Source organism: Paenibacillus sp. 79R4 (assembly GCF_013393165.1).
Taxonomy (GTDB): domain Bacteria; phylum Bacillota; class Bacilli; order Paenibacillales; family Paenibacillaceae; genus Fontibacillus.
In genome coordinates this window covers 122,474-145,756 of record NZ_QJOT01000004.1, presented here as the reverse complement: position 1 = coordinate 145,756, position 23,283 = coordinate 122,474, and the positions used below count along the sequence as shown (strand labels likewise).

Annotated in this window: 22 protein-coding genes; 21 read left to right on the top strand and 1 reads right to left on the bottom strand. The window is 48.8% G+C overall.

The genetic code is table 11. The features are described from left to right. Window positions 1–35 precede the first annotated feature (35 nt). The 16 genes from DMN77_RS06535 (at window position 36) to DMN77_RS06460 (ending at window position 17,759) form a co-directional block, all read left to right on the top strand. The gene (locus DMN77_RS06535; RefSeq protein ID WP_179014090.1) at window positions 36–1,364 is read left to right on the top strand and encodes a CCA tRNA nucleotidyltransferase; all 1,329 of its coding nucleotides are present in this window, start codon (window positions 36–38) and stop codon (window positions 1,362–1,364) included. Between the two features lies 1 nt (window position 1,365). Beyond that, window positions 1,366–2,343, top strand: coding sequence for a biotin--[acetyl-CoA-carboxylase] ligase (locus DMN77_RS06530; protein WP_179014088.1), 978 nt, complete (start codon window positions 1,366–1,368; stop codon window positions 2,341–2,343). Window positions 2,344–2,712: 369 nt separating this feature from the next. Further along, window positions 2,713–3,582 (top strand): 3-methyl-2-oxobutanoate hydroxymethyltransferase, encoded by an 870-nt coding sequence (gene panB / locus DMN77_RS06525; RefSeq protein ID WP_179014086.1) that lies wholly within the window; start codon window positions 2,713–2,715, stop codon window positions 3,580–3,582. Then, window positions 3,579–4,493, top strand: a complete 915-nt coding sequence (panC, locus tag DMN77_RS06520) for a pantoate--beta-alanine ligase (RefSeq protein WP_179014085.1) — start codon at window positions 3,579–3,581, stop codon at window positions 4,491–4,493. Before panB ends, panC begins: the two co-directional genes overlap by 4 nt. Continuing rightward, the gene (panD, locus tag DMN77_RS06515) at window positions 4,486–4,869 is read left to right on the top strand and encodes an aspartate 1-decarboxylase (protein WP_068781707.1); all 384 of its coding nucleotides are present in this window, start codon (window positions 4,486–4,488) and stop codon (window positions 4,867–4,869) included. Before panC ends, panD begins: the two co-directional genes overlap by 8 nt. Before the next feature lie 130 nt (window positions 4,870–4,999). Continuing rightward, a complete protein-coding gene (locus DMN77_RS06510; protein WP_068781706.1) occupies window positions 5,000–5,629 on the top strand; it encodes a tetratricopeptide repeat protein in 630 nt (209 codons plus the stop codon). A 210-nt stretch (window positions 5,630–5,839) separates the two neighbouring features. Continuing rightward, the gene (dinG, locus tag DMN77_RS06505; protein ID WP_179014083.1) at window positions 5,840–8,704 is read left to right on the top strand and encodes an ATP-dependent DNA helicase DinG; all 2,865 of its coding nucleotides are present in this window, start codon (window positions 5,840–5,842) and stop codon (window positions 8,702–8,704) included. A 33-nt stretch (window positions 8,705–8,737) separates the two neighbouring features. Further along, window positions 8,738–9,388 carry a redox-sensing transcriptional repressor Rex gene (locus tag DMN77_RS06500; protein WP_068781704.1) on the top strand — a complete coding sequence of 217 codons (651 nt, stop codon included), beginning with the start codon at window positions 8,738–8,740 and terminating at the stop codon, window positions 9,386–9,388. Continuing rightward, entirely contained in the window at window positions 9,378–10,676 is a 1,299-nt protein-coding gene (locus DMN77_RS06495) for an amidohydrolase (RefSeq protein WP_179014082.1), read from the top strand. Before DMN77_RS06500 ends, DMN77_RS06495 begins: the two co-directional genes overlap by 11 nt. A 38-nt stretch (window positions 10,677–10,714) precedes the next feature. After that, complete coding sequence (locus DMN77_RS06490; protein WP_179014080.1) at window positions 10,715–11,200, top strand: cell wall elongation regulator TseB-like domain-containing protein; 486 nt, start codon at window positions 10,715–10,717, stop codon at window positions 11,198–11,200. A 272-nt stretch (window positions 11,201–11,472) separates the two neighbouring features. Then, the gene (locus tag DMN77_RS06485) at window positions 11,473–12,006 is read left to right on the top strand and encodes a hypothetical protein (protein WP_179014078.1); all 534 of its coding nucleotides are present in this window, start codon (window positions 11,473–11,475) and stop codon (window positions 12,004–12,006) included. Further along, entirely contained in the window at window positions 11,999–13,501 is a 1,503-nt protein-coding gene (locus tag DMN77_RS06480) for an AAA family ATPase (protein WP_068781700.1), read from the top strand. The genes DMN77_RS06485 and DMN77_RS06480 overlap by 8 nt, the downstream gene beginning before the upstream one ends. Window positions 13,502–13,637: 136 nt before the next feature. Continuing rightward, window positions 13,638–14,510 (top strand): 3-hydroxyacyl-CoA dehydrogenase family protein, encoded by an 873-nt coding sequence (locus DMN77_RS06475; RefSeq protein ID WP_068781699.1) that lies wholly within the window; start codon window positions 13,638–13,640, stop codon window positions 14,508–14,510. Further along, window positions 14,507–15,712 carry an acetate/propionate family kinase gene (locus DMN77_RS06470; RefSeq protein WP_068781698.1) on the top strand — a complete coding sequence of 402 codons (1,206 nt, stop codon included), beginning with the start codon at window positions 14,507–14,509 and terminating at the stop codon, window positions 15,710–15,712. The genes DMN77_RS06475 and DMN77_RS06470 overlap by 4 nt, the downstream gene beginning before the upstream one ends. Window positions 15,713–15,759: 47 nt before the next feature. Then, entirely contained in the window at window positions 15,760–17,055 is a 1,296-nt protein-coding gene (gene asnS, locus DMN77_RS06465; protein ID WP_179014076.1) for an asparagine--tRNA ligase, read from the top strand. A 14-nt stretch (window positions 17,056–17,069) separates the two neighbouring features. After that, window positions 17,070–17,759 (top strand): DnaD domain-containing protein, encoded by a 690-nt coding sequence (locus DMN77_RS06460; protein WP_082790148.1) that lies wholly within the window; start codon window positions 17,070–17,072, stop codon window positions 17,757–17,759. Between the two features lie 85 nt (window positions 17,760–17,844). On the opposite strand, the gene DMN77_RS06455 is transcribed toward DMN77_RS06460, so the two are convergent. Then, window positions 17,845–18,678, bottom strand: a complete 834-nt coding sequence (locus tag DMN77_RS06455; protein WP_068781696.1) for a lytic polysaccharide monooxygenase — start codon at window positions 18,676–18,678, stop codon at window positions 17,845–17,847. 622 nt (window positions 18,679–19,300) lie between these two features. Here DMN77_RS06455 and DMN77_RS06450 point away from each other — a divergent pair. From DMN77_RS06450 to DMN77_RS06430, 5 genes are all read left to right on the top strand, one after another. Further along, window positions 19,301–19,837 carry an RNA polymerase sigma factor gene (locus DMN77_RS06450; RefSeq protein ID WP_229521066.1) on the top strand — a complete coding sequence of 179 codons (537 nt, stop codon included), beginning with the start codon at window positions 19,301–19,303 and terminating at the stop codon, window positions 19,835–19,837. Beyond that, window positions 19,837–20,292, top strand: coding sequence for a hypothetical protein (locus DMN77_RS06445; RefSeq protein WP_068781695.1), 456 nt, complete (start codon window positions 19,837–19,839; stop codon window positions 20,290–20,292). The genes DMN77_RS06450 and DMN77_RS06445 overlap by 1 nt, the downstream gene beginning before the upstream one ends. Before the next feature lie 40 nt (window positions 20,293–20,332). Continuing rightward, window positions 20,333–21,442 (top strand): DUF6677 family protein, encoded by a 1,110-nt coding sequence (locus tag DMN77_RS06440; protein WP_068781694.1) that lies wholly within the window; start codon window positions 20,333–20,335, stop codon window positions 21,440–21,442. 161 nt (window positions 21,443–21,603) lie between these two features. Continuing rightward, on the top strand, window positions 21,604–22,305 hold the full coding sequence (locus DMN77_RS06435) for a response regulator transcription factor (RefSeq protein ID WP_179014074.1): 702 nt from the start codon (window positions 21,604–21,606) through the stop codon (window positions 22,303–22,305). Next, window positions 22,302–23,282: a sensor histidine kinase gene (locus DMN77_RS06430; RefSeq protein WP_179014072.1), complete on the top strand. Its 981-nt coding sequence runs from the start codon at window positions 22,302–22,304 to the stop codon at window positions 23,280–23,282. Before DMN77_RS06435 ends, DMN77_RS06430 begins: the two co-directional genes overlap by 4 nt. The last annotated feature ends 1 nt before the right edge of the window (window position 23,283 follow it).

Here is a 23,283-nt window from a genome sequence, read left to right as displayed (position 1 = left end):
CTCATCGATTAATTAGCATGGAGGCTTATAATAGAATGGAATCATGGAAACAGGTAGACCCCCTGATGTATCGTCAGGGGGAAGCGGTGTTACAAACACTGGTCGCGCATAATTTTGAAGCCTATTTTGTTGGAGGATGCGTACGTGACGAAATAATGGGCCGCGAGGTTCATGATATGGATATCGCTACTTCGGCTAGACCGGAGCAGGTTATCGAACTCTTTGACCGTACGGTGCCAACGGGGATCCAGCATGGAACTGTGATGGTGCTCATGGGCGATTATTCATTTGAAGTAACAACCTTCCGCAAAGAATCGGAATATGAGGATCATCGTCGGCCTTCTCGGGTCGAATTTGTCGATGCGATCATAGAAGATTTGCAAAGACGCGATTTCACGATGAATGCAATGGCGTCTGGCCTGGATGGGCGACTGATTGATCCATTTGGCGGACGGGAGGATGTCGCGGCTGGCTTGATTCGCTGTGTGGGTCAGGCAGGGGAGCGATTCGAAGAGGACGCTTTACGAATGATGAGGGCGATTCGCTTTGCCTCTGTATTTGGTTTCAGGCCAGTAAAGAGCTTATGGAGAGCCCTTATAGCCGGAAGAGGCAGGTTGTCCTTCGTCGCCATGGAACGAATTCGGGCGGAATTCGAGCGGGTTATAGAAGGGCCGCGTCCATTGCGCGGACTGGCTCTGATTCAGCGAAGCGGTGTGATTAATGAAGTGAAATATCCGGTCTCTGCTCGCGGGCCATTTCGGGAGAGCTATATAAGAGCAATGGAGCATCCGTTGGTGTCCGGTCAGGTGAAGCGACTGTATTTGCTGTTAAGAGGACTTAATATCCATGCGGAAAAAGCAGAAGGGTTGATGCGGCAGTGGACGTTTTCTAACCGGATCGTGGAGCGGACGACCAAACTGATCAGCTTCGATGAACAATGGCTGGATCGTCGGTTTGCTCTATCTCCGGCGGATCAGCAAGATATAAAGGAATTAAGACGCGCCTGGATTATGTTGGAGCTTGCATATGGCAGCGAGACGGTGGTTAACTGGCTGGAATGTCATCAGGCGCTGCTGCAAGAGGTTGCCCAAGCCAGCTATCCTGTTCCTGAATGGAAGCGTCCTGCTGAGCTAGACATCTTGAACCGGCTGCTAGATCAAGCCAGAGAGTGGCATGAAGGCATGACCGTATACGAGCTGCGTGATCTGGCGATAGCTGGAAGTGATGTGATACAGTGTACTGGTAACAAGGGAGGACCCTGGCTTGGACAGTTAATGAAGCAAATGCTGGAGTCCGTAGCTATGGGCGAAATGGTCAACGACCGTGAAGTCTTGCTGAAGCATGTGAAAGACGTGGTGAATTGAGATGGAATCTAATCGCTTATTGCAAATGCTGCTGGATCACCCGGGACAATATATATCAGGCGAAGAGCTAAGCCGGCGCCTGTCGATCAGCAGAACAGCGGTCTGGAAGCAGATAAATAAGCTGCGACAGGACGGCTATGAATTTGAGGCGGTCTCGCGCAAGGGATATCGGCTGGTTCATTCACCAGAACGAATCCAAAAAGAAGATGTACTGTCGAGATTGCAGACTGTAACATTTGGACGCCAAATTCATGTTATGGATGTCGTTAAGACGACGCAGGATGAAGTCAGGGCCTTGGCCGAGCAGGGTGTAGCCGAAGGAACGCTGGTGATTGCTGAAGAGCAGACCGTAGGGCGGGGAAGGCAAGGGCGGAAGTGGTACTCTCCGTCCGGCAAGGGGATTTGGATGAGTTTATTGCTGAAGCCTCGTCAGCCGATCTCCTTTGCAGCTCAGCTTACGCTATTGACAGCTGTGGCTGTATGCCGCGCCTTGCGCAAGATCAGCGGGGTTGACGTTGGCATCAAGTGGCCCAATGATCTGCTTATTGAAGGCCGGAAGCTGTGCGGGATTCTGGTTGAATCGATTAGCGAGGACGAGCTGCTCAAATATTGTATCGTCGGAATTGGCATCGATGTTAATCTGCAGTTGGAGGATATACCGGAAGAGCTTCGCTCCGTTGCGACTTCGCTTCGAATCGAGAGCGACAGCAAGCAAGACCGTGCTCTTCTGATCGCGGAAATACTGTATGAACTGGAGCAGTTATACCATTTGTATAATGAGGAAGGCTTTGCTCCGATCGGTCATTTATGGGAAGCCTTATCCGTAACGATCGGTCGTCAGGTGCAGATCCGAACACCGCAGGGAGAGAGCAGCGGGGTTGCTACAGGTTTGGACTCGTCAGGCGCTTTGCTAATCACCGATCAGCATGGGCAGGAGCGAACGATCTATTCCGGGGAAATTCAGTTGGGCAGGATATAGAGGTTGAACTAACCTCTTTATTGATAAAAAATAATTTGTTATACTGTTCGCAGGAGGCGGTATCGAGTTTATCGAACTGCACTCTTTTCGAGCGGTATAGCATGGCGATTTAGCAGATTTAAGTATTCATCAACGAATAGCTTGTTACACAAGCTATGGGCATGTAGCATTAGTGCGTGTTAGCTCTACAAATGAATATAACGTCAGTATGCGTTGGATTCTGCTCTGAGCCGAAGAGGACCGAGACAGAAGGGACGATCGAAAGTGACTCTTCTTTGGATTCGGACCTTTTTAGTGCGTAACTAAAAGGTTTTTTTGTTGTGTTCGAGATACCGCATCGAAAACGACAAACCAGGAGGAGATAGGATTATGGCTGGAAAACAAATGTTGAACATTGTGAAAATGAAACGGATGAAGCAGGAGGGCGACCCGATCTCTATGATCACGGCTTATGACTATCCTTCAGCGGTGCTCGCTGAAGAAGCCGGGGTTGATATTATTTTGGTCGGGGATTCGCTTGGCAATGTTGTGCTGGGTTATGACACGACGATTCCCGTTACACTGGATGATATGGTATACCATTCCCGTTCAGTGGCGAGGGGAGCCAGGAATACGTTCATCGTGACCGACATGCCGTTTATGACATATCACGGAAGCATCGATGAGACGATGCGCGGGGTAAGCCGGCTTATGCAGGAGGGCCATGCCCAAGCCGTCAAGATGGAGGGCGGGGCGGAGATCACCGATACGGTGGAGCGAATCGTTCAGGCTGGTGTTCCGGTGCTGGGCCATATCGGACTTACGCCGCAATCTGTCAATCAAATCGGTGGATACCGGATTCAAGGCAAGGATGAAGCTGATGCGAAGCGTCTGCTTGAAGATGCCAGAGCATTGGAGCAAGCAGGTGCATTTGGCATCGTGCTGGAGCTTGTGACGGAAGAGGTCGCAGCTTATATCTCGTCCGAGTTGTCTATTCCTACTATTGGAATTGGTGCTGGCCGCGGATGTGACGGTCAGGTGCTTGTCTATCACGATGTACTAAAATATACTTCGAACTACCGCAACAAACGGTTTGTTAAAACCTTCGGAGATATCGGAGAGCAAATCCGCACGGGCATCTCCGCTTATGTGCAAGAGGTTAAGATGCGGCAGTTCCCTGCAGAGGAGCATGTATTTGCCGCTGAAGAGGGAGTATTGGATAATCTGTATGGTAAAGGAAAGGCGGAAACTCATTCATGAAAGTCTTCACAGCGATATCTGAGCTAAAGGAATTTCTGAAATTCGGGCGAAATACCGCCGATAGGGATGGCAAGGAACTACAAATTGGACTGGTCCCCACGATGGGGTATTTGCACGAAGGCCACGCCAGCCTGTTGAGGAGAGCAAGAGCGGAGAACGATTTGGTTGTACTGAGCATTTTCGTTAATCCGATTCAATTTGGCCCAAATGAGGATCTGGATCGTTATCCGCGGGATGCAGAGCGCGATCTGGCCTTGGCTGAACACGAGCGCGTCGATGCCGTATTTATGCCAGGTGTGGAAGAAATGTATCCACAGCCAACGAAGACGAAGGTCGCTGTTGCGGAGCTGACCTCGAGCTTATGCGGAGCAACCCGCCCTGGTCATTTTGATGGGGTAACGACGGTGGTTAGCAAGCTGTTTCATATCGTTGTGCCAAACCGTGCTTATTTCGGTCAGAAGGACGCCCAGCAGGTCGCTGTTGTCGCACAAATGGTCAAGGACCTCAATTTCGAGGTTGAGATCGTTCCCTGTCCAATCGTTCGTGAGCACGATGGTTTGGCATTAAGCTCTCGGAATGTATACCTAAGTGTTGAGGAACGCGAGGCAGCACTAATTCTGTCCATCAGTTTGAAGCAGTTGGAGGAAGAGGTATACAGTGATCAAGCGATAACCGTGCTGGAAGCACGCCAGCAGCTTTTGCAGAAGATTGACAGTGAACCTTTGGCAGAGATCGATTATGTAGAGATCGCCGCCTTTCCAGGCTTAACTGCGCTTCAGGAGACGAACTCCCTCCACAGTGAACTGAAGGCGCACGGCGCGATTCTAGTCGCTGTAGCCGTTAAATTCGGCACGACAAGACTGATTGATAATGTATTGCTAACGGGAAAGGGGGAGGCTATCCGTGTATAGAACGATGATGAAGTCCAAAATTCACCGTGCAACGGTTACCGAAGCAAATCTGAATTACATTGGGAGTATTACCATTGATGAAGATTTGATGGAAACCGCCGACCTGCTGGAGAACGAGAAGGTGCAAATCGTCAACAATAACAATGGGGCCAGGCTGGAGACTTATGTCATTCCAGGGCCGAGAGGCAGCGGAGTCATTTGCCTTAATGGAGCGGCAGCCAGATTAGTTCAGCCAGGGGATACCGTAATTATTATTTCTTACGCCCAAATGTCGGATGAAGAAATCAAGAGCTACAAGCCGACGGTCGTATTTGTCGGAGAAGATAATAAACCCGTGGAGACGGCATCCAAAGAGCTGCATTCAACCGTTCGTTAATCCGGCGGCGCTTAGCCTGATTCCTGAGTATGGGTATGCAATTAATGCCTGCGGGAATGAAAAGTCCCCCCGAAACAAAAAATGAACTTAAGGCTCGCACTGATTTCATTTTTTAAGGGGTGGGATGCGGATGATGTTTCAACATATGTTTGCGGAAATGAACGAAATGTTGGATGAGATCTCAAAATTTTATCCGATGGCCGAAGGAACACAGAAGCAGGAACTCACGCATAAATGGAATCTCCTCAAGCACATGAGTGACGAAATTATTGAAGAATGGCTGAATTTTGAAGAGAAGATGGGAGCGGTCAGGCAAAGCTGGAGTGAAACTGAGCCTGCAGGCTTTGTTCTTCCTGAAATGAAGTGCGATGCTTATGAGAAAGGGGAAGGCTATTATAAGCTCCTGATGTTCTCAAATGCACTCGAACAATTCCAGAACGTGGTGCATGATTATCCGGATGGTCTGGTTGGCCGAACTTATTTAGCGATGTGTCATCTGCATTTGCAGCAATTATCCGAAGCTTCTTCACATTTTATTGCCGTGCTGGAGAAGACGACCAGCAATCGGCTTCGTTCCATTATTTATAATGCGCTAGGCTGTATCGAGGCTCAGCGGGGGAAGCGCGCAAAGGCGAAGGAATACTTCGCTCTCGCTCATCGGAGCGATCCGACGCTTCCTGAACCGTTGATGAACCTGCAGGCCTGCGACAGCAGTACAGGGAAGCTGAAATTTGGAGATGAACTGTCTCCCTTAATGTAACGTACAGAATGAATCGAGCCGAGCTTATCAGCGTTTTATTGTCAGCGATGCACTCGACATATGCCGAGGCATCGCTTTGTTTTTGAACCTTAAACGGACCTCGTTCAAAGTTTTCTTGTCTTTTGTTTAAAATGTCAGTTAATTTTCAAAATGGCTATATTCTGTTATGCTGTTTATGAGACTGGATGGAAGGGACTTTGGAACGAGAAAATGAAATACGCGGTACTTGATTTTGAAACTACAGGCAATCAGTCCTCGGATGAGATTATTCAGGCAGGGCTGGCCATTATAGACCATGATTTGACAATTTCACAAGTTTATCGCTCTTATGTAAATCCGGGAATCCCGATACCTCCATTTATTACAGGCTTGACCGGAATTACGGAAGAAGATGTCAAAGATGCGCCCGGGTTGGACGAGGTTATGATGGAGATGGTTCCATTACTCGATGATGCAGTTCTGGTTGGACATAATGTAGCTTTTGACTTCAATTATTTACAGAGCGCTCTCGATAAGACGGGATATTTGCCTTTTTCCGGACGCATTCTCGATACGATGGACTTTCTGAAAATATTCTTTCCTTCGCTATCCACCTATCAGCTAGGTATGGTGTCGCAGGAATTCAATGTGCAGCATGATCGGCCTCATCAGGCAGATAGCGATGCGCTTGCAACGGCTCTGATCTTTCTCAAATGTCTGGATGAGATCGAGCAGCTGCCTCTGCTGACGCTGCAGCGGCTGTCTGATCTGTTCGACAACGAGGACAGCGATCTGGCCTGGTTCTTTGATGCGATGCTTCAGGAGAAGCAGCAGAAGGAGCTTGGCGTTAATCCGGACGGGTTCACGTATTATCGGCAGTTTGCCCTCCAGGTTGATGACTGGATGGATATTGAGCCGGCTCGGGATCATATGCTGGTGAATCCGCTCAAAGATGTGTCCTATGAACAGTTCATGGAGCAGGTTCGGGAACAACTGCAGCTGAAATTGCCTGAATATGAAGAGCGAGAAGCCCAGACCATGATGCTGGATCAGGTGATGCAGGCCTTTGCCGAGGACAAGCATCTCTTGATTGAAGCTGGTACAGGTACCGGGAAGTCGCTCGGATACCTCCTGCCTGCCATTTACCATAGTGTGAAGCAGGATGAGAAGGTCATGATCAGCACTCATACCATTAACTTGCAGGAGCAGCTCCGGGAGCGGGATCTTCCGTTGTTAACGGAGGTCGTGCCATTTCCGTTCAAGGCCGCTATCTTCAAGGGAAGGCAGCATTATTTGTGTTTGCGCAAATTTGAACATAAAATAAATAGAAGAGATTTCACAACCCCAAAAGAAGAGGTGATGACGGCCGCACAAATGATCGTGTGGCTCGCTCAGACGGAAACCGGGGATGATGAGGAGCTGAATCTGGGAAATCGCGGGGGCGATTTCTGGGAAACCGTGGCCAGTGAGTCCGATTCATGTCTTGGACGTTCCTGCCCTTGGTTCCGCAAATGCTTCTATCACCGTGCCAAGCATGAAGCGGGGGTAGCCGATGTCGTCATAACGAATCACTCCAAGTTGTTCACCGATATTCAAGCCGGACATCAACTTCTGCCGGGCTACGATCGTCTGGTCATCGATGAAGCCCATCATCTTGAGGATGTGGCCGGCAAGCATCTCGGCTTGCAGCTTAAATATTTTACAGTTATCCATACTTTGACCCGGTTGTTCAAAGACAGCAAGACGGGGCAGCTTCCATCCTTGCACTTCATGCTTCAGCAAACCGGGGCAGAAGCGGCGATGAAATGGATGACGGTCATAGACGAGATGTATCCGTCATTGATCGAGGTGAAGGAGAATTGGGACAAACTGAGCGAATTGTTGTTCGCTTTAATACCAGAGCGTTCCGATGCCGCCCCTGGAGATCCGGGGCAGTTCGTAACCCGACTTTTACCCGATAAGAAGCCCAAAGCCTGGGATGCTCTGACTACATTAGAGAACTCGATCTACATTACCTTGGGGGATATTCTCCGCAAAGGGGAGCGGATGGTAGCCGAAATTCGCGAGGAACAGGATGATTACGGTGCAGAAAGCCTGATTACGGATATCAGCGGACTGCTCAAGGATTTGACTAATGAACGTGAGACGCTTCGTTTCTTTATGAAGCTGGAGGATGAGAATACGGTATACTGGCTTGAAGCTAATGGGAACTACCGCAATCGTTCATTGCAGATCTTTGCCGTACCGATTGATGTCAGCGCTCAATTAAAGGCCTATTTCTTCGACAAGAAGAAGAGTGTAGTGATGACATCGGCGACTTTGACCGTTGATAAATCGTTTCAATATGTGATTGAACAGCTCGGTCTTCAGGAAGCAGCTAATACAGACCGCTTGATGACCGCGATGCTGCCTTCTCCCTTCAATTATCGGGAGCAAGCCTTGGTGCTTATACCGCGGGACTTCCCGAGCGTTAAGGGCAGTGTAGGCGATAATTATTTTATTCAGACGCTGGTGCGTTCTTTAGCCGATACCGCCATTGCTACCAAGGGGCGGATGCTTGTTCTTTTCACATCTTATCGGATGCTGCGACAAGTCTATGACCCGTTAAAAGAGCTGCTGTCTGATGAAGGCATCATTGTTATTGGACAGGGGATGGATAGTGGCAGCAGAACGAAGCTGACCCGTCGTTTTCAAGGGCAGCAAGCTTCGGTACTGCTCGGGACGAGCAGCTTCTGGGAAGGCGTAGACATTCCTGGGGAAGCGTTAACGAGCCTGGCGATTGTTCGCCTGCCGTTCCAGCCGCCGAATCATCCGCTGGTTGAGGCTAAGAGCGAGCGGCTTCAGAGAGAGAAGAAGAACCCATTCATGAAGCTGTCGGTGCCTCAGGCGGTCATTCGCTTCAAGCAAGGCTTCGGGCGTCTGGTCCGTTCTTCCGCGGATCGAGGAATTGTCGTTGTATATGATACACGCATCTTGGAATCTTATTATGGCAAATACTTTTTGTATTCTTTACCGGGACCGAAGATGGAACATATGACATTATCGCAGATGGTCCCACGGATCTCGGAGTGGTTAAACGATGACGAAGAGTCGTAATTTCTTCGAAATGCGCCTGTAGGGGGAAAATATATGAAATCAGAAAAAATTTCAGATGCGGTTGTACGCAGATTGCCTGTATACTTGCGGTTTCTTAATGAATTAAGCCATCGCGAGGTCTTGACGGTTTCTTCCCAGGAGCTCGGACAGAAGCTGGATCTAAATCCAGCTCAAATCCGCAAAGATCTCGCTTATTTCGGCGATTTTGGTCGGAAGGGGATCGGGTATGACGTCTCATACTTGATCGAGAAAATACGGCAAATTCTGAATTTGGACCAGCAGATTAATGTGGCTCTCGTCGGAGCCGGTAATCTGGGGCAAGCCTTGTCCAATTACAATACCTATGTGAAGGACAATATGCGGATTATCGCAGTTTTTGACGCCAACCCGGACAAGATCGGCAAGAAGATCAAAGATATTACGATTCAGCCGATCGAGGAGTTGGAGCAGACGGTTAGAGACAAGCATATTCAGATCGGGATTATTACGGTGCCTGATGTGGAAGCGCAGCGCGTTGCTGACCAGCTTGTTGCCGCAGGTATAGGGGCGATCCTCAACTTTGCGCCTACAATTATTAAGGTTCCTTCTGACGTGCGTATCCATGCGGCAGATTTCACAACAGACCTTATTAGTCTTGCTTATTATTTGCAGAGCGGAAAGGAATTACCGGAAGATGAGTCGTAAATGGTTGATTAAGAATGGCACATTTGCAGTGCTGGACGAGAAAAATCCGATCGTCCACGGGTATATGCTGATCGAAGGAGATACGATCTCTTATATCGGCGAAGAGCGCCCGGAAGGCGTAGAAGGTGCGGAGACTTTTGATGGCAAAGGCCTGCTTTTCATGCCGGGCCTCGTCAATTCACACGGGCATACGGCGATGTCATTGCTGCGTGGTTATGGAGACGATATGGTTCTTCAAGAATGGCTAGAGCAGAAGATGTGGCCGATGGAGGCAAAATTCACTCCTGAGAATGTCTATTGGGGTGCTTCTTTATCCGTCCTGGAAATGGTCAAAGGTGGAACCACGACCTTCTTGGATATGTATGATCATATGGATCAAGTCGGAAAGGTCGTGGAGGAATCGGGTATCCGCGGTGTTCTAACGCGCGGTGTTATCGGCCTCTGCCCACCTGAACTACAGGATCAGAAGCTGGCCGAAGCGATTCGCATCGCTCGCGATTGGCATGGCAAGGCCGAAGGGCGGATTACAACAATGATGTCGCCGCATGCGCCGTACACATGCCCGCCGGATTATATTGAGAAGTTTGTACAGGCAGCGCATGATCTTGATTTGCCGTTACACACGCATATGTCCGAGACACAAGCGGAGGTCCAGCAAAATGTGGATCAGTACGGTGTACGTCCTGTTCAACATCTGCTTAACCTGGGCTTTTTCTCTCGTCCATCTTTGGTCGCTCATGCGGTACACCTGACCGGCGAGGAGATTGAGATCCTTGCCGCTCATAAGGTGGCTATCTCCCACAACCCGGGCAGCAACCTTAAGCTGGCTAGCGGGGTAGCACGGGTGCCGGAGCTGCTGAAAGCAGGCGTTACGGTGTCGCTGGGGACAGATGGCCCTGCGAGCAACAACAATCTCGACATGTTCGAGGAGATCAGACTGGCTGCTCTGATTCATAAAGGAGTATCCGGCGATCCAACAGCAGTACCTGCCCTTGAAGCTCTACGCATGGGAACAGAGTATGGGGCAAAATCGCTCTACCTGGACAATACCGGCAAGTTGGCAGCCGGAATGAAGGCCGATATGATCGCCGTAAATACCGACCAGGCTCACCTCTTGCCGCGGACTGATTATATCTCTCATATCGTCTATTCAGCAGGTCCCAAGGATGTAGAGCATGTATGGGTCGATGGCAAGCAGATTGTCCGTCATGGCCAATGTCTGACGCTGGATGAGGAGCGCATTCATTATGAGGCGCAAACGGCCTTTGAAGGACTTCTCGGCCGGTAAGGCAGGAACTCGAACTCTAACTGGGAAGGAAGAGAAGGTTGAAGAATAGAACCAAATGGATTCTGCTCTCCATTGTGATCCTGCTGATCATCTTCTTTGGCCTTTACCGCTTTTATTTATATATTCAAGAGGATATATGGCAGGGAGAGAATGCGGCGGTTGCACAGGCCAGACAAGAGACCGGGGTTGTTGAATCGGACAAGGTATGGAAGTCGGTCTGGGATGAGGTGTGCTGGGTCGTTCAAGGTAAAAATGCGGATGGCGTTGAGGTCATGGTCTGGTTGCCCGAAGGGAAAGCGGCCGTAGAGAAGCCCTTGTCCGAAGGGGTATCCGAGCCGCAGATTCGCAAGATTATTCAAGATCAGCTGCCTGGAATCAATATTGTCAGACTGACTCCGGGTATATATAACAATCAATATGTATGGCAATTGTTCTATAAAGATCACTCACATTACTATTACCGTTTCTATAGCTTCAGCAATGGGGAGTCTCTATCAGAAATGTTCACATTGCCAAATCGTTAGAAGTAAGACAGATAGCAAGTCCTGTTCCAAAAGAAAAGCGAAATCGCAGCATGAATATGCGATGATACGCTTTGTTTCTCTTTTGAACAGGGCTTGTTTTTTTTATAAAAGAGGAGAGTAGCCAGGGATATGGAAACATTTAATATCTTAGATTTAAAAGAGTGTTCACACTTCGCTTTCTTCTCTTGTATAAGATGTGATATACTAAATTCAGTTGTTTTGATAGATTAAAATATATACTATTTATATATCATATTGAAGGGGGACATCTCGTGAAACTGCGAATTGGAACGATCGCAGCTAGTGTTGCGGTTTCCGCACTGCTATTGTTTGGCGGCTGGTATTCTTATCAGCATTGGGTGGTAGAGAGCCCGTTCGAGAAGACCGTGAAGCAATTTGACGGCGTGAACAACGTCGAATCCAATATAAACCGGCAGCAAGTAGCCTTGAAGCTGGACCTTAAGCCCGGCACTGACCTGGGCGAGCTGGTCAAGTATATTCAAGAGGATGGCAAGAAATGGGTAGGGCAGCGTAAGTTGTCATTTGAGATTAAAGATCAATCGAATCGTGATCTGAACAGAGCATGGAACAAGGTTTTGTTCCCGATTGCCCAAGCGATGGAGAACAAGCAATATACCGATATTCATGCAGCGCTTGATCAACTTCAGCAGCAAAATAAATCGATTACAGCGAAGGCTGAGATGGATGATAAGAATGTGTATATTACGCTTACTGACGGCAAAGCCAGCAAATTTATAATCCTGCCTCGCGTTCCGGAGCGAATGGGGGCATGGCCAAATGCGTAAGAGAATAACGGAAATTATCATTGGTGTGGTTCCCGTACTGCTTATCTTTCTAGCGTTTATCGGCGTTAATATATTGCCTGTAGTGTTCATCGGCCTGATCGTTGGCGGTTTGTTCGTTCTGGCTAAAATGCGCGGTGGGATTGCTGTAGGCGCGGCACAAGATCGCAGACGCAGAAAGGATGGACCGGCAAAGCTGACGTTCGCAGAGATCGGTGGCCAGGAGAGCGCCAAGCAAGAATTGATCGAGGCGCTTGATTTTATGGTTCGTTATGAGGAAATAACGAAATTTGGCATTCGGCCCATCAAAGGTATCCTGCTTACAGGGCCGCCAGGAACCGGGAAGACGCTGCTGGCCAAAGCCGCTGCTCAATACACGAATTCCGTATTTGTGGCTGCTTCCGGCAGTGAATTTGTTGAAATGTATGTCGGGGTTGGGGCAAGCCGAATCCGCGATTTATTTAAGGATGCGCGCACCCGTGCCGCGAAGGAAAATAAAGAAAGCGCCGTGATCTTTATCGATGAGATTGATGTGATCGGCGGTAAGCGCGAGGGTGGACAGCAGCGTGAATACGATCAGACATTGAACCAACTGCTGACGGAGATGGATGGGATCTATACTTCGGATACACCTCGTATTCTGTTAATGGCGGCTACCAACCGCAAAGAGATGCTCGACAGTGCCCTGGTGCGCCCGGGCCGCTTTGATCGTCATATTCAAGTCGATCTGCCTGACAAAAGAGGACGGGTGCATATTCTTCAGCTCCATGCCCAGAATAAGCCGCTGGCCGACCATGTCGATCTGGAGAAGGTGGCTGAGGAGACATTTGGCTTCTCGGGCGCGCAGTTGGAGAGCGTGATGAACGAAGCGGCGATCTATGCGATGCGTGATTCCGAGGACCTGATCACACAACTGCACCTGTCGTTAGCGATCGATAAGGTCATGCTTGGGGAGAAGACGGATCGCGAGTCAACCGTGGAGGAAAAGCGGCGGGTTGCTGTGCACGAGCTTGGGCATGCCGTTGCTGCCGAGGTTGTCTCGCCAGGCAGCGTCAATCAAGTCGTGTTAAGTCCGCGAGGCCGGGCGCTTGGCTATGTTCGGCATAATCCGCAAGACGAGAAATATTTATATACCAAAGATTATCTTGAAGGACAGATTATCGTCGCTCTGGCGGGAGCGGCGGCGGAGGAAATCTATTACGGAGGACGAAGCACGGGTTCAAGCAATGACTTTGAGCAGGCCTTGAACATTGTTCAGACGATGATGACCTCCGGCCTTACCTCTTTGGGAATTATGAATATGGATATGGTGACGAAGGAAGTGCTCATGAGAGAGAATTCCAGAATACTGGATGAGCTTGCTGCCAAATCCAAGCAAATTCTAACCGACCACTCGGCGATATTCGACAATGCCTTGGAAATCCTTTTAAAGGAAGAACGGCTGTCTGGAGAACAATTCCGATGTCAATTTAGTGAAATCAGTTATTTACCGGCATAAAACTTGATGCCGGTTATTTTTTTTTACTTTTTCTTCGTGCTAAGATATTATTATATGTTGGGTATAAAAAGATGTATTATTCGACATCTGGGGTACAATATTACGTAAGATCATGAAAGGATGGAGCGGAAGAACCATGAATTTCAAAAAGATAGGTGTCATAGGCGGCGGCACAATGGGGCAAGGGATTGCCGAGATGCTTGCAGCCAAAGGACTGGACGTACTGCTCGTTGAAGAAACGAACGACAAGCTGAACCATGCTTACGGCATGATTGAGACGAGCCTTGATAAGCAGCTCGAAAAATGGGCTATCACCAAGGCGGAGAAGAAACTGATCTTATCCAAAATTCATAAAGTAACTCATTTTGCCGAACTCGGTACCTGCGATATGGTCATCGAGACCATTTCGGAGGATTTGGATGCCAAGAAAAAGGTATTCAAGCAATTGGATCAGGTATGCCCGAGCAATATTATTCTGGCCAGCAATACTTCCACACTCAGCTTGACTGAAATTGCCGGCTCCACGAAATATCCGGAACGCGTGATTGGTATGCATTTCATCTATCCGGTAGCTAAGATAAATCTGGTTGAAATTATTCGCGGATTAAAAACTTCGGAATCCACCTTCGAAGAGACAAAACGCTTCGTGGAAGAAGTTGTTGATAAGCACGGAATTATGGTCTATGAATCCCCTGGCTTCGTGACTTCCCGAATCATCTGCTTGATGATTAATGAAGCGCTGCATGTGCTAGGAGAAGGCGTAGCTACGGCTGAGGATATTGATGATGCAATGCGCATCGGTTATCAATTCCAATACGGTCCGCTGGAAATGGCCGACCGCTTTGGTCTCGATTCGGTCCTGGCTGCTCTTGAGCGCATGTTCCGTGAATTCGGCGAACTTAAATATCGCCCTTCCTTCGTGTTGAAGAAAATGGTTCGCGCCGGATCTCTCGGTGTGAAAACTGGTGAAGGATTTTTCAAATACGATAAGGATGGTGACCGGGTGTGAAATTGCTCGTAATTAATGCAGGTAGTTCATCTTTGAAATATCAATTGTATGATATGACCGATGAATCGGTATTAGCTAAAGGCCTGGTTGAACGGATTGGCATGGATTCTTCAATTCTGAATCATAAGCCAACAGGCAAAGAGGAAGTTACTGAAGTTAGTGAAATCCTCGAGCATACAACGGCGATCCGTAAGGTGCTTGATAAATTGACTGATAAAGAGCATGGTGTTCTGAACTCCGTAGAAGAAATTCAAGCCGTAGGCCATCGCGTCGTTCATGGCGGGGAAGCGTTCAAAGGCTCTGCGCTTGTTACAGGCGATGTGAAATCGGAAATCCGCCGTCTGTTCGATTTGGCTCCTCTTCATAATCCCCCAGCTATTCTAGGGATTAACGCAGCGGAGAAAAATATGCCTGGGGTTCCTCAGGTTGTTGCCTTTGATACAGCTTTCCATCAAACGATGGACGAGAAGGTATATCTATACCCGATCCCGAAAGTATTATATAAGAAGCATCGGGTTCGTCGTTATGGAGCCCACGGTACATCTCATGACTATGTAAGCAAGATAGCGGCAGAGTACTTGAACCGTCCGCTCGAAGATCTGAAGATTATCACTTGTCATATCGGCAACGGCGCGAGCCTAACAGCTGTCAAAGACGGCAAGTCTATGGACACTTCTATGGGCTTGACGCCGCTTGAAGGCCTTATGATGGGAACTCGCAGCGGTGACCTCGATCCAGCTGTCGTAACGTTTGTTATGAACAAAGAAGAGCTGTCGCTAAGCGAAGTTAACTCCATGTTGAACAAGCACAGCGGCTTGTTGGCGATTTCCGGCAGCAGCAGTGATATGCGCGATATTACGGATGGCATGGCGGAGGGCGAGCCAAATTCAACATTGGCATTTGAAATGTATGAATACCGTCTGCGCAAGTATATCGGGTCTTATGCCGCAGCGATGAACGGCGTTGATGTAATTGTATTTACAGCAGGTGTAGGGGAAAACTCTGTAGTCGTCAGAGAGAAGGTATGTGAGAACCTGACTTACCTCGGTGTTGAGATTGATCCGGAATTGAACAAGGTACGCTCCGGCGATCCGCGCCGTATTTCTACGCCAAATTCAAAGGTGGAAGTATTGGTTATCCCGACCAACGAGGAATTGATGATCGCGCGTGACACATACCGCATTGTTCAGGAGAATCACTAGTTTACTTAAAAGTAAGTGTTCAACCTATTAAGAGGAGAGATAAGGGCATGGCGAACAAAAGCGTGATTCGTCAAGTTGGCGAACATGTTGGCGAGACTGTCGTCATTGGCAGCTGGCTCAATAACAAGCGTTCCAGCGGCAAAATTCAATTCTTGCAGCTTCGCGACGGTACCGGATATATCCAGGGCGTTGTCGTGAAGAGTGAAGTGGGCGAAGAGGTATGGGAGAAGGCCAAGAGCTTGACCCAGGAATCCTCCATGTATGTGACCGGAGTGATTCGTGAAGAGCCCCGCAGCCAATCCGGCTACGAAATGACAGTAACGGATATTGAGATTATTCATTTGACCGAGAACTATCCCATTACGCCGAAGGAGCACGGGGTAGACTTCCTGATGGATCATCGCCACCTATGGCTGCGCAGTCCTAAGCAGCGTGCGGTTATGGTTGTCCGGGCAGAGATCATCCGCGCGGTCCAGGAGTTCTTCAATACGAACGGATTTACAAAAATGGATCCGCCAATCCTGACTCCGACCTCGGCGGAAGGGACAACGAATCTGTTCCATACAAAATATTTTGATGAGGATGCCTATTTGACTCAAAGCGGCCAGCTCTATATGGAAGCTGCAGCAATGGCTTTGGGTAAGGTATATTCCTTTGGGCCGACATTCCGGGCAGAGAAGTCGAAGACTCGCCGTCATTTGATTGAATTCTGGATGATTGAACCGGAGATGGCATTCACGGATCACGAGGAAAGTCTTGTCGTCCAGGAGAACTTCGTTACTCATATTGTGCAATCGGTATTGAAGAACTGTCGTCCTGAACTGGAGACGCTGGATCGCGACATCTCCAAGCTGGAGAATATCAAGGCGCCGTTCCCTCGCATTTCGTATGATGAAGCGATCGAATACTTGCATACCCAAAACTTCGATATCCCATGGGGCGAGGATTTCGGGGCGCCCCACGAGACCGCCATTGCGGAACGTTACGACAAACCGGTGTTCATTACGAATTATCCGGCCGTCATCAAGGCATTTTACATGAAGCCTGACCCTAACCGTCCTGAAGTTGTATTGTGCGCGGATATGATCGCGCCAGAAGGCTACGGCGAGATTATCGGGGGATCGCAACGGATTGATGATCCTGAATTGATGGAAGAGCGCTTCAAGGAGCATAACTTGTCGGCAGAGACCTATCAATGGTATCTGGATTTGCGTAAATATGGTTCTGTACCACATTCCGGCTTCGGTCTGGGTCTGGAACGTACGGTTTCCTGGATTTGCGGACTCGAGCATGTCCGTGAGACGATTCCGTTCCCGCGGATGCTGTACCGCTTATATCCATAAGCAAGGTGGTTAAGATGGAGATGAACGATAGCTGGAAAGTATGGTCCAAAGGGATCTCCTTCGGACTTGAGGCGGCGATGGTGAATATTCCTCATGTTCTGTTCGTCCATTACCGGCAGCTGCATTTAGATGAAATGGAAGTCATGCTGCTTGTTCAGCTGCTTTCATTCAAGCAGGTGGAGCATAATGATTTTCCTTCTATCGATCAACTGGAGCTGCGGATGGGCACAGCGCCCGGCGGGCTCTCCCCTGTCATCAGACGGCTGATGAAGGAAGGCTGGCTTAGTATCGATGACTTCATGGATGAGGTTACCGGGATTCAATCGGAGCGTTACAATCTATCGGGGATGTATGAAAAGCTGGGGAAATGCCTGGCTGAGCAGCGTGCCGCCGGCCGGCAGGCCGAAGCGCAAGCCTCGGCACCTGCGCCGAAGGAGGAAGAGCAGCGTAACTTATTCGTTATTTTCGAGAAGGAATTTGCTCGTCCGCTATCGCCGATGGAATGTGAGACGATCTCCGGCTGGGTAGACCAGGACAGTTATCCGGAGGACTTGATCCTGCTGGCTCTGAAAGAAGCGGTATTTGCCGGCAAGGTTCATTTCCGCTACATCGACCGGATTCTCCTGGAATGGAGCCGTAATCGCGTCAAGACGGTAGAGGATGCGAAGGCCCATATTCAGAAATTCCGTACCGGGTCCCGCTAAGATGGACAGGAATAGGAAGCAATAATGAAATGCATAAGAAGAGCCAGGTCTCCGCTAAGGAGCCTGGCTCTTTGTTATATAGCTGTCACTGATTAGGCGCGGGACCAATCAATCTCCATGGTCCCCATTGTCCAGTCGTACCTGGCTCCTGGTTCTGCGTCCACCAGAGTGCTTCCCACAACTGTCCGTTGTGCAGGACAATCTCACCTTCTGTGTATACTCTGACATTATTCCAGACGAGATATTCACCGAAGCGGTCAGGATCGCCAGGGAAGCCTGGAGCCGGAGTTGTAGGCGCAGACGGATTCTTGGATAAATTCACGTCCATCACTTGATAGAAGGCATTTGGCGTATCGGCGATATCCCATACAGCGACGATAACATAATATCCTTCACGGTCATTAGGAACGAAGCAATCATTATAGACGTCATCCGGCGGGATTGCGCCATCATCAACATATCTGCAGAACAACTCCAGATCGGAGCGCTTGAGCGGCGAATTCGGGTCCCAGCCTTTCTTGGTAATATAGTAGTCCCAGGTGTTCGTGCTATGGTTAGCGACGATCTTCCAGTGGAAGGTATGTTCACCGCCGGTCATATTCACTTTGCTCCAGCGAGTTGATGTTTGTGCATCAAGCTCCAGGAACTTCCCGGCACTGGCTATATTGCCATCAGGCACGCCAAACTCAGGGAAATCACCACGGCCTTCTACGCTAAAGGGTTCGTAGACGATGGCACCACAGTTGGTATTTTGTCCCGTAGAACACAGATGTGCGCGGCTATCTACAACATAGCCATGTGCAGAAGCGCTATTTGCGAAGATCAGAGAGCATGCAAAGATGAGAAATAAGGTACCTGCTGTAACGTAGAGCATCTTCAGTCTTGAGAAATGAGTACCAGCAAAAGCTTGAACCGTCATATTAATCTCCTCCTTCGTTTAAATAAAATAAATCCCTCTTTATTCTAGTTAATACAAAGTTAGCGCTTACATATGACTGAATTCTAGGATCATGTAGATCTCAGAAGTGCATTCGCAGCAGTGAACCGCTCTCCTCCTTTCCGTACTGGCAATTATGATCAACTCCGAAGCCAACAAGGCTCTATCCCCAATTCAACCGATAATGGGAGTCGAGCTTCTTCAGGAGATGATGTCGGTAGTCTGTAGAAGAATCTACTAAAGCTATGAAAATAAACGCTATATCCATATGTCGTATATTAAAATTTTTAATAGTTAAATTTGTTATATATTATTCTAAAATACTGGAAATGTCAATTACTTTACAAAAAAAGATACATTTTTCTTTATATGTTATTTGGTAGCGCGTTTATGGTGACATAATTCTACAAATAATTCTTTTCTATGAAATTCTATTCAGAATGCTAACTAAGTTGCTATATATCCGTTACATAGTACAGGGAACAAATCGCAGAAAAAATATAGTCGACGACAACGAAAAAATTTGTAAATGATGCAGGGGTTGCCCAGGTAGCCATCGTCTATTATAGGGAAGGAGGGGAGAAAGATTGGTGAAAAGGATGAAGTGCGCTTTATTCAGAAGCTCAGACAAGGGGACCGGGAAGCGTTCCGCGAGCTTGTGCAGACTTACCGGAACCATGTCTATCGAATAGCTTACTCTGTACTGCACGATGAGCAGGAAGCCGAGGACGCTGCGCAGGAAACCTTTCTGCAAATCTATAACTCTCTCTCCGAATACCGTGAGCAAGGCTTCAAGACCTGGTTGACCCGAATAGCTCTACATAAAGCAATTGATCTGAAGCGCAAGCGAGAGCGCCGCAGGGAACAGCAAGGGGACGTAATCGAGTTGGCTTCGCAAATGCCGATCCAATCGGAGCATATCCTGCAAGGACTGCTCGCCGAGGAGCAGAGGGATGAGCTGAGACAGAAAATCAAGCAGCTTCCGGACGGGCATCAGACGATCATTACGGCTTTTTACTTGAATGGCAAAAGCTATGGGCAGATCGCCGCTGAGCTGGATATCACCGAGAAAACGGTGGAATCCAAGCTGTATCGCGCGAGAAGATGGATGAGAGAGCATTGGAAGGAGGAGGAATGGTAGTGAGACCACTGGATCAAGCTTCCATGCAGATCTGGAAGGCGTATATTCAAGGAAAATTAACTTGGGAAGAAGAAAAGCGGCTGGAGAATATGCTGCTTGAAGATGAGGAAGCTGCACTCCTCTATTCTGAGGCTCTATCATCGTTAGAGAGTGAACTGCCGGAGATGAGAGAGGATGGGCCTTGGCTGGAGGGACTGATGGCCTCATTGCCGGATTCTTCGGATAAAGCTGCAAACCCTGACAAGGAGCAAGGCTCAATCGGCAGATGGTTCAACCAGGCTTGGCTGCAATACGTGATCGCTGCGTCGATTACTATGCTGCTGATGACCGGCGGTTTCTTCGATCATTTATTCTCGAGGGCTAATGAGGCAATCCACCGACCTAATCAGGAGATATCAGTTAGCGATAGGCTCATGAAGGCGACTACCGGTTGGTTCGATAAATGGAATAAGTAAATGAGATAACATGACTAATACTTGATACAGAAAGGAAGGAATGACATTGGTACATTATCGCAATCGTTTGCTTGCGCTTATCTTAAACCTGATTCCCGGCCTGGGGCATCTTTATTGGGGGAAGAAGGTAAGAGGCGTGCTCTACCCGGTATTTTTCTTCGGGGGAATTTTGTTCGGAATTCTATTAGCTATAGCTTCGAGAGAGGAAGTGTTTCTTGCTGTAACGGCTATTGCAGCGTTTATTCTCTGGTGCATCTCCATGCTCGATCTTATCATCGTGCTGCTGCGGGAGCCGGCTGCCGTTCAGCAGCCTGTTATTGCAGATCCGCTTGATCCGTTGGGAATTATCCCTCCACCGATGAGTCAAAAAGATAAGGACACGGAGCGTTTCTTCATTATTCTGCTCTCGTTCGTGCCTGGCCTCGGCCATTTCCAGCTGGGACTGATGCAGAGGGGGCTGTCCTTCCTGATCTCGTTCTTCGGGCTGTTTACGATGCTGCTGTTCGTGACAGGCATTACTCATGAGTCGGTGTTTCTTCTGTTTCTTGGGCTGCTGCCTATCATCTGGCTCTATTCAATGTTCGATGCAGTTGGGCTCGTTCACCGCAAGCAGGCGGGGGAGCTTATCCAGGACCGCAATTTGTTTGATGAATGGGAATCCGGCCGGATCGACGGCAGACGCAGCAAAATTCTGGCTACCTTGCTATCGGCATTTCCAGGCGCGGGTCAAATGTATCTCGGCCTTCAGAAGCGCGGTTTGCAATTAATGGTGCTGTTCCTCGGCAGCTTCTATGTGATCGATGTGCTGCGTTTGAAAGTGTTTCTATTCGTGATTCCGATCATCTGGTTCTTCAGTTTGTTTGATGGGCTGCAGCATATTAGTCGTTATGGTGTTCTGCCGCTAGAGGACCGGCCCTTGATCGATAGCAAAGGAAGTTACCAGCACTGGCTTGGCATCATCCTGATTCTGTTAGGCGTCTATTATGTCTCTATGGATCTCTTGGTTCCCATGATCGAGAGATATTTCCCGGGACTGCGCATCACATACTTCGTATACGAATATTTGCGTCCTGTCCTGATTGCCTTCCTGCTAATCGGCGGGGGCTTGAAGCTTTTGTCTGCGGGCACGCGGAATAAATCGGTACTCTGAGGCGATAAGCCGAGGGGACATAACTATGCTAACTTTAACCAGAACATAAACGTCTATAATTAGAGGCTTCGCTCCCAAAGAGCTGTTGCCTCTCTATTTTTATATGTATGTCTATTTTTGTTACAATTCAGAGGTAAGAGTCGGACAAAAGGAGATTGCTTATGTTCAAAATATTCATTGTAGAAGACGATCCAGGCATTGCTGGCAGGCTAAGGGAGTACTTGCATCGCTTCGATTACGATACATATGCGGCGGCCGATTTCGATACGATCAAGCAGCAATTCGAGCGGTATGAGCCGCATTTGGTGCTGCTGGATATCAATCTGCCCAAATTTGACGGCTATTACTGGTGCAGACAGATTCGCAGTCAATCGACATGCCCCATCATCTTCATCTCAGCTCGCGAGGGCAAGATGGATCAGGTGATGGCGCTTGAAAACGGAGGCGATGACTATATTACAAAGCCGTTCGACTATGACATCGTGATTGCGAAGGTAATGAGCCAGCTGCGTCGGGCTTATGGATCATATGCTTCTAGCGCCGGGGACAGGACGGTATCCGTGGCTGGACTGTCACTGGATAAAGAGCGGTTATTTCTGTCCATTGGTGAGTCCAAGGTGGAGCTGAGCCTAACCGAGATGAAGATTCTTGATGAGCTCATGGGGCGGATGGAGCGGATCGTCAGCCGGGATCGGCTGCTGGAGAAAATTTGGGATGACCAGAAGTTTGTGGATGACAATACCCTTAATGTGTATGTCACCCGCGTACGCAAGAAGCTGCAGATGTTAGGTATAGAGGATGCGCTGCAAACGGTGCGTGGGCAAGGATATCGACTGGTGCCCCATTGGGAGGGCGAAGCGTGAGATTGTTTCTGAAGGAGCAGCGTCCGCTTATATTCATCTATTTATTGCAGCTATCTGTCATATCACTTGTTTATTGGCTTGATGGATACCGCAATATAGCTGTGATCCTGTACGCCGCGCTGCTGAGCGGCGCTGTATTGCTGCTCTACTTGACTTACCGCTACATCACCCAGCGCACCTTATACCGAAGTCTGGAGCAGCGGACAGGCCCAGCGTTGGATCTATTTAAGGAGATTCACCCCGGCACGCCGTTATCGGAAGCGGTATATCAGTTGTTGAAGTCGCAATACCGCAGCTACTTGGCCAGCCTGAACGTTCAGGAGGAGAAAATCCACCATCAGGTGCAATTCATGAATCAATGGGTACATCAGATGAAAACACCGCTTTCTGTGATGCATTTAATGCTTCAGGACGAGGATGACCCTCGCTTTCATGCGTTTGGAGATGAGCTGGACCGCCTGCAGAAGGGACTTGATCTGGTGCTTTATACGGCAAGACTTGATGCGTTCGAGCATGATTTTGTCGTGGAGCAGTTGTCGCTGAGCGGCTTGATCAAGACGGTTGTATCTGCGCAGAAAAGGCTTTTTATCCGCGGCAGGGTGTATCCGGACATCGCGGTACCTGACTTATTGTATGTACATTCGGATGAGAAGTGGTTGACCTTTACTATCACGCAGCTAATGACAAATGCTGTGAAATATACAGTCAAGGCTGGAGGAAAAGTTTATTTCCGCGGCTTTCTTCAAGAAGGTCACACCGTCTTGGAAGTGACAGATGAAGGAGTCGGAATTCAAGAGAGCGATCTGCCGCGTGTCTTTGATGCTTATTTTACCGGGGAGAACGGACGCAGCTTCCAGGAGTCTACCGGAATGGGCTTGTATCTGGCGAAGCAAATCTGTGGGAAGCTGGGGCACCGGCTGGAGCTTGAATCGAAGCCGGATCAGGGGACGACGGTACGGATTATTTTTGAAGCGTAAT

What these genes read in the sequence shown, in the direction of transcription:
- DMN77_RS06535 (WP_179014090.1), top strand. Translation starts at nt 36, where the DNA reads ATGGAATCATGGAAACAGGTAGACCCCCTGATGTATCGTCAGGGGGAA.
- DMN77_RS06530 (WP_179014088.1), top strand. Translation starts at nt 1,366, where the DNA reads ATGGAATCTAATCGCTTATTGCAAATGCTGCTGGATCACCCGGGACAA.
- panB (WP_179014086.1), top strand. Translation starts at nt 2,713, where the DNA reads ATGGCTGGAAAACAAATGTTGAACATTGTGAAAATGAAACGGATGAAG.
- panC (WP_179014085.1), top strand. Translation starts at nt 3,579, where the DNA reads ATGAAAGTCTTCACAGCGATATCTGAGCTAAAGGAATTTCTGAAATTC.
- DMN77_RS06510 (WP_068781706.1), top strand. Translation starts at nt 5,000, where the DNA reads ATGATGTTTCAACATATGTTTGCGGAAATGAACGAAATGTTGGATGAG.
- dinG (WP_179014083.1), top strand. Translation starts at nt 5,840, where the DNA reads ATGAAATACGCGGTACTTGATTTTGAAACTACAGGCAATCAGTCCTCG.
- DMN77_RS06500 (WP_068781704.1), top strand. Translation starts at nt 8,738, where the DNA reads ATGAAATCAGAAAAAATTTCAGATGCGGTTGTACGCAGATTGCCTGTA.
- DMN77_RS06495 (WP_179014082.1), top strand. Translation starts at nt 9,378, where the DNA reads ATGAGTCGTAAATGGTTGATTAAGAATGGCACATTTGCAGTGCTGGAC.
- DMN77_RS06480 (WP_068781700.1), top strand. Translation starts at nt 11,999, where the DNA reads ATGCGTAAGAGAATAACGGAAATTATCATTGGTGTGGTTCCCGTACTG.
- DMN77_RS06475 (WP_068781699.1), top strand. Translation starts at nt 13,638, where the DNA reads ATGAATTTCAAAAAGATAGGTGTCATAGGCGGCGGCACAATGGGGCAA.
- asnS (WP_179014076.1), top strand. Translation starts at nt 15,760, where the DNA reads ATGGCGAACAAAAGCGTGATTCGTCAAGTTGGCGAACATGTTGGCGAG.
- DMN77_RS06460 (WP_082790148.1), top strand. Translation starts at nt 17,070, where the DNA reads ATGGAGATGAACGATAGCTGGAAAGTATGGTCCAAAGGGATCTCCTTC.
- DMN77_RS06455 (WP_068781696.1), bottom strand. Translation starts at nt 18,678, where the DNA reads ATGACGGTTCAAGCTTTTGCTGGTACTCATTTCTCAAGACTGAAGATG.
- DMN77_RS06440 (WP_068781694.1), top strand. Translation starts at nt 20,333, where the DNA reads ATGACATTGGTACATTATCGCAATCGTTTGCTTGCGCTTATCTTAAAC.
- DMN77_RS06435 (WP_179014074.1), top strand. Translation starts at nt 21,604, where the DNA reads ATGTTCAAAATATTCATTGTAGAAGACGATCCAGGCATTGCTGGCAGG.